Origin of the sequence: Geobacter sp. OR-1, assembly GCF_000813145.1 — a bacterium.
Classification (GTDB): domain Bacteria; phylum Desulfobacterota; class Desulfuromonadia; order Geobacterales; family DSM-12255; genus Geoanaerobacter.
The window spans coordinates 133,584-145,182 of record NZ_BAZF01000010.1 but is presented as its reverse complement, the minus strand read 5'-3'; the positions used below and the strand labels follow the sequence as shown (position 1 = coordinate 145,182).

Below are 11,599 nucleotides of genomic sequence, written 5' to 3'. Positions count from 1 at the left end.
AGTCATGTCGCTCTTCTGGAAGAAGTTCAACACCGGCGGCGTCATCTCCGGCCTGTTGGTCGGTACAATCGCCTCTATCGGTCTGGTTATGGTCTCCCCGAACATGACCTATCCGAACAAGGTTGCCGATGATGCGAAAAAGGCCTACACCCTGCTTGAGAAAAACCTTGCCGAAGGCAAAATAGCCCCGGCAGCAATGGAAAAGACCATGAAGACCATTGAAGAGCAGAAGGGGATCGAAGCCAAGAACCGTGGCGGCAAATCGGTAATGGGCCTCGACAAGCCGCTCCTGAAGCTCAAGAACCCGGGCATCATCTCCATCCCGCTCGGCTTCATCGCCGCTATTCTCGGCACCCTGGCCTTCCCGAGCCGTCGCTCTGAAGAGATGTGGGACGAGATCTATGTTCGTCAGAATACCGGTATCGGCATGGCCAAGGCCATCGACCACTAACATCTCCGGTACATTGTGATACACTGTGGGGAAGGCTTGCCTTCCCCATTTTTTTGAGTGCTACTACGTGGAACAAGAGATAATTACAAAAATACCCCCCTCCTTGCTGCAGGAGCAGATAATGCTGCGGGTACGCAAGGTATTGCCTTTTCTTGACGTCAGGGAAACTGTCGATCTCCTGGATGAGTTGTACAGCCATTTCAGTACGGAAAAAGGGTGGCTCGATTCGTTTTCCGGCCGTGAAACCGATCTTGCCAAAGAAGTTCTGGCTACGCGGTCTTACTCTGTGTTGAAACAGAGGCATGATGAACTGAACCAGCTGGAGATGGAGCGGTTCCTGAAAGTTCAGGCCGTACCCGCGCTCCATGCCTCGTGCACAGAATACCGGGATGTCCTGGCGCGCAGGGCACTTGAGCTTGTCGAAGAAGAACTATCCTCAGCAGGGAAAGGTCTCCCACCGTTACCCTACGCATTGATCAGCATGGGAAGCGACGGCCGGGAGGAGCAGACTCTGATCACGGATCAGGATTATCTGATTGTCTATGCGGACGATGGCGGCGAGGAAGCGGACCGGTATTTCCGGGAGTTTTCCGATCTGCTCGTGGACAGGCTTGAGGAGATCGGATTTAAAAAGTGCACCGGCGGCATAATGCCTTCGAACCCTACCTGGCGCGGTTCGTATTCCCAGTGGCGTAAGAAGCTCCTGGCAATTATGCGTTACGAGTACGAAGATTATGCCAAGAACCTGATGGATCTGATCGTGCTCTCGGATGCCCGCTATGTTGCGGGCAATAAAGAACTGGCATACGATCTTATCGACCTGATCCGGGGACTGGAACGGGATTATTTCCAGGTTTTGTGGGGGATGGCCAAAGCCGCGACTGAAATGAAGCTGGCCCTCGGGTTCATGAAACGGCTCTGGACCGAAGGGTCGGGCGAGCACAAGGGGGAGTTCAATGTCAAGCTGCTCGCCTGGGCGCCGCTGGTGATGAATATCAGGATTCTGTCGATCAATCAGGGGATTCCGGCAACCAGCACCCTCAGTAGAATCGAGCTGCTGGAAAAGGAAGGGAGCTTTTCCCGCAATACCGCATCCGGGCTTGCCGATGCCTACCATATCCTTACCCGCCACCGGATTCTGCTGCAGATAAAGGTAATCAAGGGGATTCAACGTGATTCCTATTACCTGAACCCCTATCAGCTGACCGCCGACGAGCGCGAGAAAATCCGGCATTCGCTGCTTCGGATCGAAGACCTGCAGAAGATCATTCATACCAATTTTCACATCATGTGACGAAATTCCCGGCCTGTCTCAGGCATACTCTGTCAACCCCCTTTGACGCCTTCGGTCTTGCGTGACGTTGGCGGAAATGATAATAAGTTTAAAATTGTTTTTGGGAGGGTTGCCTGATGGCCATTGCGTCGAAAATCCAGACGTTCATTGAAGGTGCTTCGTGGATCCGCAAGATGTTCGAGGAGGGGGAGCGTCTCCGGGCAGTACACGGGGCGGACAAGGTTTACGACTTCACCCTGGGGAATCCGAATATCGAGCCGCCGGCAAGGTTTGAACAGGAGTTCCGCAAGCTCGCGGAGAGCCCGATTTCCGGAATGCACCGCTATATGAGCAATGCCGGTTACGAGGAGACGCGCGCCGCTGTTGCCTCCCTGATTTCCGAGGCGTCCGGGATCAAGGTGCCTTCGGCCAATGTCGTCATGACCTGCGGTGCCAGCGGGGCATTGAACGTGGTGCTGAAGACCATTCTGAACCCGGGTGAAGAGGTGATCATCCTTACTCCGCATTTCGTGGAGTACAAGTTTTACATCGACAACCATGGCGGCGTCCCCCGCGAGGTCTGGACCGACCGGGAGACTTTCCAGCTGCAGCTCCCGGCCATTGAGGCCGCCATCAATGCCAAGACCCGGGCTATAATCGTCAATACCCCGAACAACCCGACCGGTGTGATCTACCCGGCGGAAAGCCTGCAGAAGCTCGGCGAATTGGTGAGCCGCAAGGAGCGCGAGCTGGAGCGCCATATCTATGTGATATCCGACGAACCGTATGCCCGGATATCGTACGACGGCAAGTCGGTGCCGAATATTTTCAACCACGTGGACAATTCGGTCATAGTCACCTCGCATTCCAAGGATCTGGCGCTTCCCGGCGAACGGATCGGCTATCTGGCGGCAAACCCGAATATGACGCATGGCGAGCTGTTCATTGAAGGTGCGGTGTTCTGCAACCGGACCCTCGGGTTTGTCAACGCGCCGGCGCTGATGCAGAGGCTGGTGGCCAAACTGCAGCATGAATCGGTGGATATCGGCGATTACCAGTCCAAGAGAGATCTGCTCTACACCCACCTGACCTCGCTTGGCTTCAAAATGGTCAAGCCGGACGGGGCGTTTTACCTGTTTCCGAAGTCGCCGCTCTCCGATGATGTCGCCTTTGTCAGGATCGCCCAGAAACACCATCTGCTACTGGTGCCGGGGGCCGGATTCGGGGCAGCCGGATACTTCCGGATCGCCTACTGCGTGGATCGCGCCATGATCGAGCGGAGTTTCGACGCCTGGACAGCCCTGGCCGGCGAAATCGGGCTGAGGCGCTAGTTGCATATTACCGTGTTGCTACTGTAAAGGGATTTCATGGCTAAGACAATTCTGGTCGTCGATGACGAAGCGAGCATCCGCACTTCGCTGCAGGGGATTCTGGAAGACGAGGGGTACCGGCCGCTTTTGGCCGAAGACGGGGCAAAGGCGCTGGAAATGGTCCAGCGTGACCTCCCCGATCTGGTTCTGCTTGATATCTGGATGCCCGGCATCGACGGTCTCGAAGTGCTCCAGCAGTTGAAGTCCATCCACCCATCCTTGCTGGTCATAATGATGTCGGGTCACGGCACCATTGAAACCGCGGTCCGTTCCACCAAGATGGGGGCCTACGATTTTATCGAAAAACCGCTGTCCTTGGAAAAACTGATCCTGACCATTCAGAATGCCTTCGACATGCAGCGGCTGCAGGACGAGAACGAGATCCTCAGGTCTGCCGTCCTGCAGGATCACGACATGGTCGGGAACTCGCCCGTCATCGTCTCCCTGCGGGAGCAGATCCGGCTGGTTGCCCCCAGCGGCGCATCGGTGCTGGTCACCGGGGAGAACGGCACCGGCAAGGAACTGGTGGCGCGGGCGGTCCATTTTCAGAGCAACCGGAGCAACCATCCGTTCATGGAGATCAACTGCGCGGCAATCCCGGACGAACTGATCGAGTCCGAGCTGTTCGGTCATGAAAAGGGGGCGTTCTCCGGTGCAATCTCCCAGAAAAAGGGGAAATTCGATCTTGCGGATGGCGGTACGATATTCCTCGACGAGATCGGCGACATGTCGCTCCGGACCCAGGCCAAAGTGCTCCGGGTGCTGCAGGAGCGGAAGTTTGAGCGGGTCGGCGGGACCAGGACCATCGAGGTGGATGTGCGGATCGTTGCTGCCACCAACAAGGTTCTGGAAGATGAGATCAAAAAAGGGACCTTTCGGGAAGACCTCTATTACCGGCTCAACGTGGTGCCGTTCCGGGTGCCCCCTTTGCGGGAGCGTCGTGACGATGTTCCGCTGCTGATCGACCATTTCCTTGACCTGTTCTGCCGGAAAGAGGGGCGCGAACGGATCAATATCCTCCCGGATGCCGTTGAACTCCTCAAATGCTACGACTGGCCCGGCAACATCAGGGAGTTGAAGAACATCATCGAGCGGCTGGTGATCATGAGCCTCGGCAGGGCCATCACCGTCGATCAGCTCCCCGATTATATCCGGACCCTGGAGGTGTCGTCCGATTCCGGGGCCAGGATTGAAGGTAGCGGCGGGTTCTCGCTCCGCGAGGCGCGCGAAGAGTTTGAAAAGGAGTTCATCCTCCATAAGCTCGAGGAGCACGGCTGGAACATCAGCAAGACCGCCGAGGCGATCGCGCTCGAGCGCACCAACCTGCACCGGAAGATCAAGAGCTATCGCATCGACATGAAGAAGTGACCGGAGGGGTTGGCTATGGTCCGTAGAACATTGACCGGCACGTTACTGGTCGTGTTGATCCTGGTCAACACTGCCTTCGGGAGTGGTGCGGAACTCGGCAAGGTGGAGATGTATCTGAGCCAGGGGCACCCGGACAAGGCGCTGCTGTATCTCGACAATATCATCGCCGCTGAGCCGGACCGGGTCGATGCCTACAGCAGCCGGGCATTCGTCAGCCTGAAACTGGGGCGTCATCAACAGGCCATCAATGACTTTTCCCGCGTCATCACCCTGCAGCCGAAAGACCCAAGCGCTTACCTGAGCCGCGGGATGGTTTACGACCAGTTGGACAACCAGGAGCGGGCAACTTCGGACTTCCAACGGGCCTGCAACCTGGGGGACAAGGCCGGGTGCGGGTTCCTGGAACAGCTTAATTACAGGAAGAAGTGACAAGCGGATTTAACAGGAGGCTCAATATGGCTGAAGCGACCAAGACCTGTTGCAGCGAAGAGGGGCACCAGGGGCATATCTGCGTACTCAAAGGGTTAGGGCTTAACGATGAGATCGCCCGTCTCACCGTCAACCCCACCCATGTCTGCTTTACCTGCGGTGTCGAGGTAAATGACCCGAAAAACGTCTGCCAGCCGGTTCCTTTGTGTGAAACATTATGATGCAAGCAGCCTGCGGCGACTGGCCGCAAGCCGCTCCTTATCTCCGGTTCAGGCTGGCTGACCGGACCGGTCGCTGATAAAATTGCGGATTGAGCGGTCATAGGTTTTTTCACCCGCCGGGGTGAAGAAGCAGCCTGGAATCTCCCCTTTTTTCAGGTGATACTCCACGCATTTACAGCAGTTGCCCCGCTTGTCGCATGATGTGTACGTGCAGGTACAGTGCGCCTTGCTGGTTGTTGCTATGCATTCCATCGAATTCTCTCCTTATCGAACATGGTTATCCAATTTGCGTTTCTTCTGTCAACAATGGTGAGACCCTTCAGTAGCTTTCAGTCGCAACTCAAAGAGTCGATCTCCCATTGCACGACTATGACCAATCAATCCTGACCTGGGCTTACTCTTGCCTGACTATATCGACCGAGATCTCCACCGCCGGAATCGTTCCTCTGTTCTCAAGCCAGTGTGTGGTGTTCCTATCCTCGGGCCAGCCCACTCCCGGACCATAGTCCGTAGCGACGCCATTTCGATGGTCGGTGATCGTTCCTTGCAGTATGTAGACGGTGCCTGGTCTGTCTTTATGGTCGTGAATCGGGCCGAATACGCCTCCGGGCTCGATGGTCACCATACGCATTCGAAGTTGGCGCCCAGCCATCCCCTCGATCTCAGGGCCAAGGTCAACCGTTGAAAGTAACTTCACCGTAACACCTTTCGTCTCAGGTGCCACCTGTTCGTTGTTCATAGTGTCTCCTCTCGGCGCATCTTCCCGGTTGGAACTTGATTTCTTCTATATCATCCCTTGCGTTGACTTGCGTAAACAATTTGTTTATAGTTGGTTCATGATTGCATCGTTTGCAAACAAGGAAACCGAAAAGCTCTTTGCAACGGGAAAGTCAAAAAACGCTCCCTCCGGAAATCATCCCCCGCGCAATCATGCGGTTGACACAGTTGGACAGTGCACGCGAGGTAACAGATTTGTTGATGCCGCCATCAAATCGTCTTGAAGCTCTTTCCGGCAACCGGACAGGACAGTGGAGCATCAGAATAAACGACCAATGGCGGATTTGTTTTGCCTTCGCCAACGGCGAAGCAACTGAAGTTGAAATAACGGACTACCATTAAGGGGCAATCTCATGGCGACAAATAATGGTCTCCCTCCAATACATCCTGGTTTGTTCTTGAAGGAAATTCTCGATGAACTTGGCATTTCACAGAGTGCCTTCGCTCAGGCTATTGGTGTTTCACCCATGCGGGTTTCGCATGTCATTAAAGGAACTCGTCCCGTCACCGCAGAACTGGCACTACTGTTCGGCAAAGCTTTTGGGCAGACAGCTACTTACTGGATGAACCTTCAAACCAGCTTTGATCTCAAAACTGCTGAAAAAGCGATGGGGCAGAAGGTGCGACAAGTTCAACCCTTTTCGCATGCAGCGTAGAGCTATGAGAAAACTGGGAAGTGTCCCTAATTTCCCCAAAATCATCCGGCAGACAGCGTTGAATCAATTTCGAAAGTATCTTTGGGGTATATTTTCATTATTCTGTTCCAGCACCGGGTAGGTCAGGGGCCTTTCGGCCCCTTCCCCCCCTCAGAACCGTACGTGACAGTTTCCCGTCATACAGCTCAAGCCCTCCAAAGTAATCTCCCTCTCGGGATACCCTGCTATCTGTTTCTTCCCGTGTGCTGCCACTTCACGCCGCTTTTAGGGCGGCGCGATCTGCTCGCCTTCGTTGTTGCTCGGCTCTTCGTTGCTCGAAGTGACCCCATTGGTTCTTCCCAAATGGCTAGGTGACGCCATTCTTTTCCACAAACGCTTCGATTGTTTCAGTAACTGTTCTGGCTTTATAAACGATGCCAAGATCAATCATTTCCTGCTGTTGAGCCATTGGTCGAGTAAGGGTTGGTACCGGTACTGCGATAATCTGGTTTAACTGAGTGCGGTAGAAGACTGCCGCAATGATTCCAACAAATAGAGCTCTTGAACCAATTGTCGAGTTTCCGCGTTTGTCGGTGATCATTCCTTGGTTAAGCACAAAGACAGGACTACCACTGGATCCACCAAAGACGGATGCATCAATGAGGAATCGAGGAGTGCTTTCAAAGTCCACTCTTATGGGGCTTGCAGTAGTTCCGCGTCTCGCTATTGGCAAAAGGTTCTTACTGTCCCATATCCCATTTGGATACCCGATGAATGTAACTGACTCTATTGCATCTAGTTCCTCAATCTGATCTGCCGTTGGGATCATGTCGTTTGAGATAAATCTGTAGAACAAGTCGATGTTGTACTGCTGCTTTATATGAGCTTCAAGGGGTATAAACGGAGTGACTGCAACATCAACATCTGTTGAGGGATGGCCAAACCAGATCTTTGCCCAGTTGTCGATGTCGAGGCGGAAACCGTTTCCCAAGTTAGGTTGGTCGCCATTGCGCTGATGAAACGTCAGCGAACCAGATTTCATGCCGTGGACCACATGTTTGTTGGTAACAATAAAGGGCGCATGCTTGTCATCTTGTAGTTTATATATAAACAGGAAGCCTGTACCAGAACCAGCAGAGCCATCTAGTGAGATTGTATCGATCCGTACGGTCGTAAAAAAAAGATTTTCAGCTAGCGACTCGACTTTCATAAGTTCTCCTTATCTTCCAACTCATGATTAAGTTTTCAGGGGCAACGATTGCCTGGCGCACTATACCACCTACCTTTTGAACACTTCAATGAGAATTGCTGAACAATCATTCAGGTTTGCGCCCGTTTGCGGGGGCGATCATGGGTGAGGTGGTGCAGCAGATGACACGGGTGACGGAGATTACCGGTGCGGGACTTTGCGGATGGCTATGACGAGGCGAGGAATAGCCTGGACAACTGGTTTCGGGTCAATTGTTCCTTGATCTGACGGCGTTACGCAGTTCAAGGGCGACCGCGGTGTTGCCGTTTCGTTCGAAGAATGTTGCTGCGCCCTCTATCACCCTGAGATCGCCGAAACCCGCCAACGCCGCCGGGTTCCGGGCCAGCTCTTTCCTGCCGGAGTCGTAGTACCTCAGGGCGTTTCTCTGGTCACCTTGCTGGTGCATGGTCTCGGCAATGTAGAAGTCCACCGGAAATGGCCCATAACTGTGCCTGAACCGGTTGAAATACCTGATCGCTTCATCGTGCCTGCCCGCCTTTTTCAGCTCCATGCCCAGCATGAACTGCCCGTCATCCATCCCCGGTGAGAGTTCATACCCCTTGGTGAAAAACCGCTCAGCCCTCTGCAAACCATGCTGCCCCAGTACGAGCGTTCCGACCTGCGTCAGTCCGTAACTGAACCGTTTGTCGCGCAGGCATGCCTGTTCAGCCAGGACGAACGCCTCCTCGTCCCTTCCCATCCCCTGGGATGCCAGCGAGGCATAAAGCAGAACTGACGGATCGTCAACCCCCTTGGCAATGACGGGGGACAACAGATCCATGAGCTCCCGGTGTCGGTTTAACGTGAGCAGGTGGTCAGCCTTCTGGAGAAATTCGTAGCGAGCCGGCAGTTCGGCCATTCTAGTCACCCCAGGTAACCTGATACTGTCAGTTGCCAGTTCGCCGATCCACCGACGGGATGCCTCGGTAAATCCGCCGTTCACGGAGTGGGCGACAACCGCATTACTTACCTTGTAAGATTTCGCAAACAGTGCCTTGAACGTTTCCTTCACCGGTTCGGTGATCCGGTTTACCTCTTCGGCAAGTTCGGCAGGGAAGAAATCGGCATCGATACTCAGGAGGATCGGTTCTTCGATCTCCGGCAGAGAAGCGGCGTCACAGATTGTCAGCGGTATCCCTCCGGTCTTTCCTGAAAAGCATCCCCTTTTGATCCTGAACCCGGCTATCTCCTTCCTGGTGAAACCGTACATCTTGAGAAGCGCCTGCAGCCGTTCCCCATCGTCTGAAAACAGGGCGTAGCTGGCGGGAACCACCCAGACCACCCTTTTCACAATGCCGAGTTTTGCCGCTGCATGAATGAAATTGGCGTTGGTCACCGGGCCATAACCTTCCTGGCAGGCCACACTCCCCCTTTCTCCGAGCTGTTTACTCTGATAGAGCCTTTTTAGTTTCTTCATGTCACTCTGCGGGACCATCCTCAGATCGTCATGGGCATCCAGATTAACGAGCACCGCGTCCTTTATCCCCTTTTCCGCCCACACCTTCAACGCTTCACGATGATTTTCAACCACTGAAACGCCGGTCAGCATGTCGGTGCCGAGAATCGGGTAATCGCCGCTGTCGGCTTTCTTTGTGAAACATATTGCAACTATGGCCATGGAGATAACGAGAATTATGACTGCGACAACGGCTGTCTTTGTCCGCATGGTCGATTCTCCCAAATATGAAAAGGGTATTTGGCTGTGAGTTGTTAATAAGAATTCTCACATAAACTGCAAGCAAGAAATTAGCCAATATTAATTTATGGAAGAATTTGATGGGCAATCAGCGGTGCGGTCAAGGGTCAAATAGCAGAAAGGCCACCGCTGTCGCGCTTGACAGATACGGTGGCCTTTCGTGACAGCAGGCGTGTGCGAAGAAGGGGTTTCGATGGTGGAGCCAATATCCGGCAATAGACTGCTATTTCGCGGTCAGTTTCCCCTTGATGCTCTCGATCACCCGGTAGGCATCGTTTATGGCGGTGTAGATCAGGTTGGGGTGGCGCTCTTCCTTGATGCTGGCCTCGCTGATCTTCATGAACGACGGCGAGATCGCTCCGCCGATGGCGTAAACCCCTTTGCGGGTGGTCTCGTGATCGGCAGTGAGCAGCAGCAGCCGGTCACCTTCGCGGGCCACGGAACAGACCCCTTCGGCGCAGGTGATGGTCTGGACCCCCAGCTTGTCGAAGATCGGGAGCGGCCCCTGGGTGCCGATGCAGGCAATGACATTCTGCATCGGAAAGCTCATGGCGTTGTAAACCTCTATTCCGTCAGGCTGCTTGTACTCGCTGACCCTTATGACAAGCCGGTCCACACCCTCATCATCGATCTCGCCGATGCGTGGGGTGGCGCCGGTCAACAGGCGGATGTTGCCGCCGAGCAGGATCTCTTCCCCCAGCCGCTGGGCAGTCTCTTTGTTGACGTCGAACTTCTCCGAGATGTGCGCCCAGTAGACCGGCATGCTGTCGTTGGCCTCGCGCTTGGCGGCAAGGACCGAGATGATGACGTCCGCGGCGCTGTTGCCGCCGCCGATCACCAGGGTCCGGGCGCCGATGTATTTCTTCGGGTCGTCCACCGACTTGGCCACCATCTTGGCGTCGCCGTAGACGTTCAACTCCTTGGGGATGCTGCTGCCAAAGGCGAGGATCACCTTGCGGGCGTTGAAGTTGCCGCGCGCGGTCTGCACCGTCAGGCCGTTACGGATGTCGCGGATATCCTGGAACTCCACCTCGGCCTGCACGTTCAGCTTTTCATGCTGGACAAAGTGCTGCACGTACTGGACGTACTTTTCCACGGTCACCGGCTTGTCGGGCGGCCGCAGCTCCTCAACCAGGAACGGTTCCGGGTCGTCCTTCGGTTTGGAAGGATAGACGTTTTTCCCTGCCGGGTAGGTATTGGCGATCCCCTGGAAAACCCCCTGACCCTGTTCCAGCAGCAGGTAGCCGAGCCCGGCGCGGTGGCAGAGGTAAGCCGCAGCCACTCCTGCCGGGCCGCCGCCGATTATGATCACGTCATAAAATTTATCCATGGTGTACACCTTTCCGGATCATTGCCGAATCGGCAACGATCATACTTAATACCTAACAGACTGCAGCTGATTGGTCAATCGGCGGGAGTCCGGCAAATCCGGGATTTTTGCTGGACAAAGGCCGCAATAACCGTTATATCCGACCAGCTTTGCTGATCATGAAAGCGGGGGATTATCCGGCAATGCTGGGAAAACTGTTCGTAATATTCGCCGTGGTTCCGGTCCTGGAGCTGTATGTGCTGATCAAGGTCGGGAAGCTGATCGGCGCCTGGGAGACGGTCGCCATTCTTCTGGCAGTCAGCTTTGCCGGAGCCTGGCTGGTGCGGCACCAGGGGTTCGCCATCCTTTCCCGCATCCAGGGAGAGCTCGCTTCCGGCCGCCTTCCCGCGGCCGAGATGCTGGACGGCTTTCTGGTCCTGGTCGGCGGCATTCTCCTCCTTACCCCCGGCTTCATTACCGATATTCTCGGCATCTTCTTCATCGTCCCTATCGGACGTCATTTCCTCAAGCAGTACCTGCGCCGCTGGCTGGAAAAGCGTCTGAGCCGCGGAGGCGTCGTCATCCGCCGTTTCTGACCCGCCCTAACCAATACCCGGTTACAACCTTGGGGTTACCCTGCCGTTTCACCCGCTATTGATAATGCGGTCTCACCTTGATCTGCTACTACTTTAATCCCGCCTTCCTGCCACAAGAGTGTTAAGTGATTTTGCCCGTAAATAAATAGCCAATAGCCCAATTGAATAATAATTGTCGGGTGTTAAATTCCCATGTGATCAACAAGCGGTTATGGAGGCGGTCCG

Annotated in this window: 13 protein-coding genes and 1 pseudogene; 9 read left to right on the top strand and 5 right to left on the bottom strand. The window is 54.7% G+C overall.

All coding sequences use genetic code 11. The features are described 5' to 3' along the window. From OR1_RS12130 to OR1_RS12105, 6 genes and pseudogenes are all read left to right on the top strand, one after another. A pseudogene (locus tag OR1_RS12130) lies at positions 1-451 on the top strand (cation acetate symporter); the annotation flags it as partial. A gap of 121 nt (positions 452-572) precedes the next feature. Then, positions 573-1,745, top strand: a complete 1,173-nt coding sequence (locus tag OR1_RS12125) for a DUF294 nucleotidyltransferase-like domain-containing protein (RefSeq protein ID WP_082002926.1) — start codon at positions 573-575, stop codon at positions 1,743-1,745. A 116-nt stretch (positions 1,746-1,861) separates the two neighbouring features. Then, positions 1,862-3,055 carry a pyridoxal phosphate-dependent aminotransferase gene (locus OR1_RS12120; protein WP_041972121.1) on the top strand — a complete coding sequence of 398 codons (1,194 nt, stop codon included), beginning with the start codon at positions 1,862-1,864 and terminating at the stop codon, positions 3,053-3,055. A 36-nt stretch (positions 3,056-3,091) separates the two neighbouring features. Continuing rightward, a complete protein-coding gene (locus OR1_RS12115; RefSeq protein WP_041972120.1) occupies positions 3,092-4,462 on the top strand; it encodes a sigma-54 dependent transcriptional regulator in 1,371 nt (456 codons plus the stop codon). Positions 4,463-4,477: 15 nt separating this feature from the next. Then, complete coding sequence (locus OR1_RS12110; RefSeq protein WP_041972119.1) at positions 4,478-4,891, top strand: tetratricopeptide repeat protein; 414 nt, start codon at positions 4,478-4,480, stop codon at positions 4,889-4,891. A gap of 26 nt (positions 4,892-4,917) precedes the next feature. After that, positions 4,918-5,112, top strand: a complete 195-nt coding sequence (locus tag OR1_RS12105) for a hypothetical protein (protein ID WP_041972118.1) — start codon at positions 4,918-4,920, stop codon at positions 5,110-5,112. 48 nt (positions 5,113-5,160) lie between these two features. On the opposite strand, the gene OR1_RS12100 is transcribed toward OR1_RS12105, so the two are convergent. Beyond that, a complete protein-coding gene (locus OR1_RS12100) occupies positions 5,161-5,364 on the bottom strand; it encodes a DUF6485 family protein (protein WP_041972117.1) in 204 nt (67 codons plus the stop codon). A gap of 142 nt (positions 5,365-5,506) precedes the next feature. Beyond that, complete coding sequence (locus OR1_RS12095) at positions 5,507-5,851, bottom strand: cupin domain-containing protein (RefSeq protein ID WP_041972116.1); 345 nt, start codon at positions 5,849-5,851, stop codon at positions 5,507-5,509. A gap of 191 nt (positions 5,852-6,042) precedes the next feature. Between OR1_RS12095 and OR1_RS21635 the strand changes: the two genes are divergently transcribed. Together OR1_RS21635 and OR1_RS12090 are read left to right on the top strand one after the other, a co-directional pair. Then, entirely contained in the window at positions 6,043-6,231 is a 189-nt protein-coding gene (locus OR1_RS21635) for a type II toxin-antitoxin system RelE/ParE family toxin (protein ID WP_237754283.1), read from the top strand. Between the two features lie 11 nt (positions 6,232-6,242). After that, the gene (locus OR1_RS12090; RefSeq protein ID WP_041972115.1) at positions 6,243-6,545 is read left to right on the top strand and encodes a HigA family addiction module antitoxin; all 303 of its coding nucleotides are present in this window, start codon (positions 6,243-6,245) and stop codon (positions 6,543-6,545) included. A gap of 346 nt (positions 6,546-6,891) precedes the next feature. Here the strand turns inward: OR1_RS12090 and OR1_RS12085 are convergent, their stop codons facing one another. From OR1_RS12085 to OR1_RS12075, 3 genes are all read right to left on the bottom strand, one after another. Then, the gene (locus tag OR1_RS12085) at positions 6,892-7,734 is read right to left on the bottom strand and encodes a trypsin-like peptidase domain-containing protein (protein WP_041972113.1); all 843 of its coding nucleotides are present in this window, start codon (positions 7,732-7,734) and stop codon (positions 6,892-6,894) included. A 247-nt stretch (positions 7,735-7,981) separates the two neighbouring features. Beyond that, positions 7,982-9,439: a UPF0489 family protein gene (locus OR1_RS12080; protein ID WP_041972112.1), complete on the bottom strand. Its 1,458-nt coding sequence runs from the start codon at positions 9,437-9,439 to the stop codon at positions 7,982-7,984. A 253-nt stretch (positions 9,440-9,692) separates the two neighbouring features. Next, positions 9,693-10,799 (bottom strand): NAD(P)-binding domain-containing protein, encoded by a 1,107-nt coding sequence (locus OR1_RS12075; protein ID WP_041972111.1) that lies wholly within the window; start codon positions 10,797-10,799, stop codon positions 9,693-9,695. Positions 10,800-10,981: 182 nt separating this feature from the next. On the opposite strand from OR1_RS12075, the gene OR1_RS12070 reads away from it, so the two are divergent. Further along, entirely contained in the window at positions 10,982-11,374 is a 393-nt protein-coding gene (locus OR1_RS12070; protein WP_041972143.1) for an FxsA family protein, read from the top strand. Positions 11,375-11,599: the final 225 nt, after the last annotated feature.

Coding starts and splice junctions, on each gene's coding strand:
- OR1_RS12075 (WP_041972111.1), bottom strand. CDS start 10,799: ATGGATAAATTTTATGACGTGATCATAATCGGCGGCGGCCCGGCAGGA.
- OR1_RS12115 (WP_041972120.1), top strand. CDS start 3,092: ATGGCTAAGACAATTCTGGTCGTCGATGACGAAGCGAGCATCCGCACT.
- OR1_RS12070 (WP_041972143.1), top strand. CDS start 10,982: ATGCTGGGAAAACTGTTCGTAATATTCGCCGTGGTTCCGGTCCTGGAG.
- OR1_RS12120 (WP_041972121.1), top strand. CDS start 1,862: ATGGCCATTGCGTCGAAAATCCAGACGTTCATTGAAGGTGCTTCGTGG.
- OR1_RS12100 (WP_041972117.1), bottom strand. CDS start 5,364: ATGGAATGCATAGCAACAACCAGCAAGGCGCACTGTACCTGCACGTAC.
- OR1_RS21635 (WP_237754283.1), top strand. CDS start 6,043: ATGCGGTTGACACAGTTGGACAGTGCACGCGAGGTAACAGATTTGTTG.
- OR1_RS12080 (WP_041972112.1), bottom strand. CDS start 9,439: ATGCGGACAAAGACAGCCGTTGTCGCAGTCATAATTCTCGTTATCTCC.
- OR1_RS12090 (WP_041972115.1), top strand. CDS start 6,243: ATGGCGACAAATAATGGTCTCCCTCCAATACATCCTGGTTTGTTCTTG.
- OR1_RS12125 (WP_082002926.1), top strand. CDS start 573: ATGCTGCGGGTACGCAAGGTATTGCCTTTTCTTGACGTCAGGGAAACT.
- OR1_RS12095 (WP_041972116.1), bottom strand. CDS start 5,851: ATGAACAACGAACAGGTGGCACCTGAGACGAAAGGTGTTACGGTGAAG.
- OR1_RS12110 (WP_041972119.1), top strand. CDS start 4,478: ATGGTCCGTAGAACATTGACCGGCACGTTACTGGTCGTGTTGATCCTG.
- OR1_RS12105 (WP_041972118.1), top strand. CDS start 4,918: ATGGCTGAAGCGACCAAGACCTGTTGCAGCGAAGAGGGGCACCAGGGG.
- OR1_RS12085 (WP_041972113.1), bottom strand. CDS start 7,734: ATGAAAGTCGAGTCGCTAGCTGAAAATCTTTTTTTTACGACCGTACGG.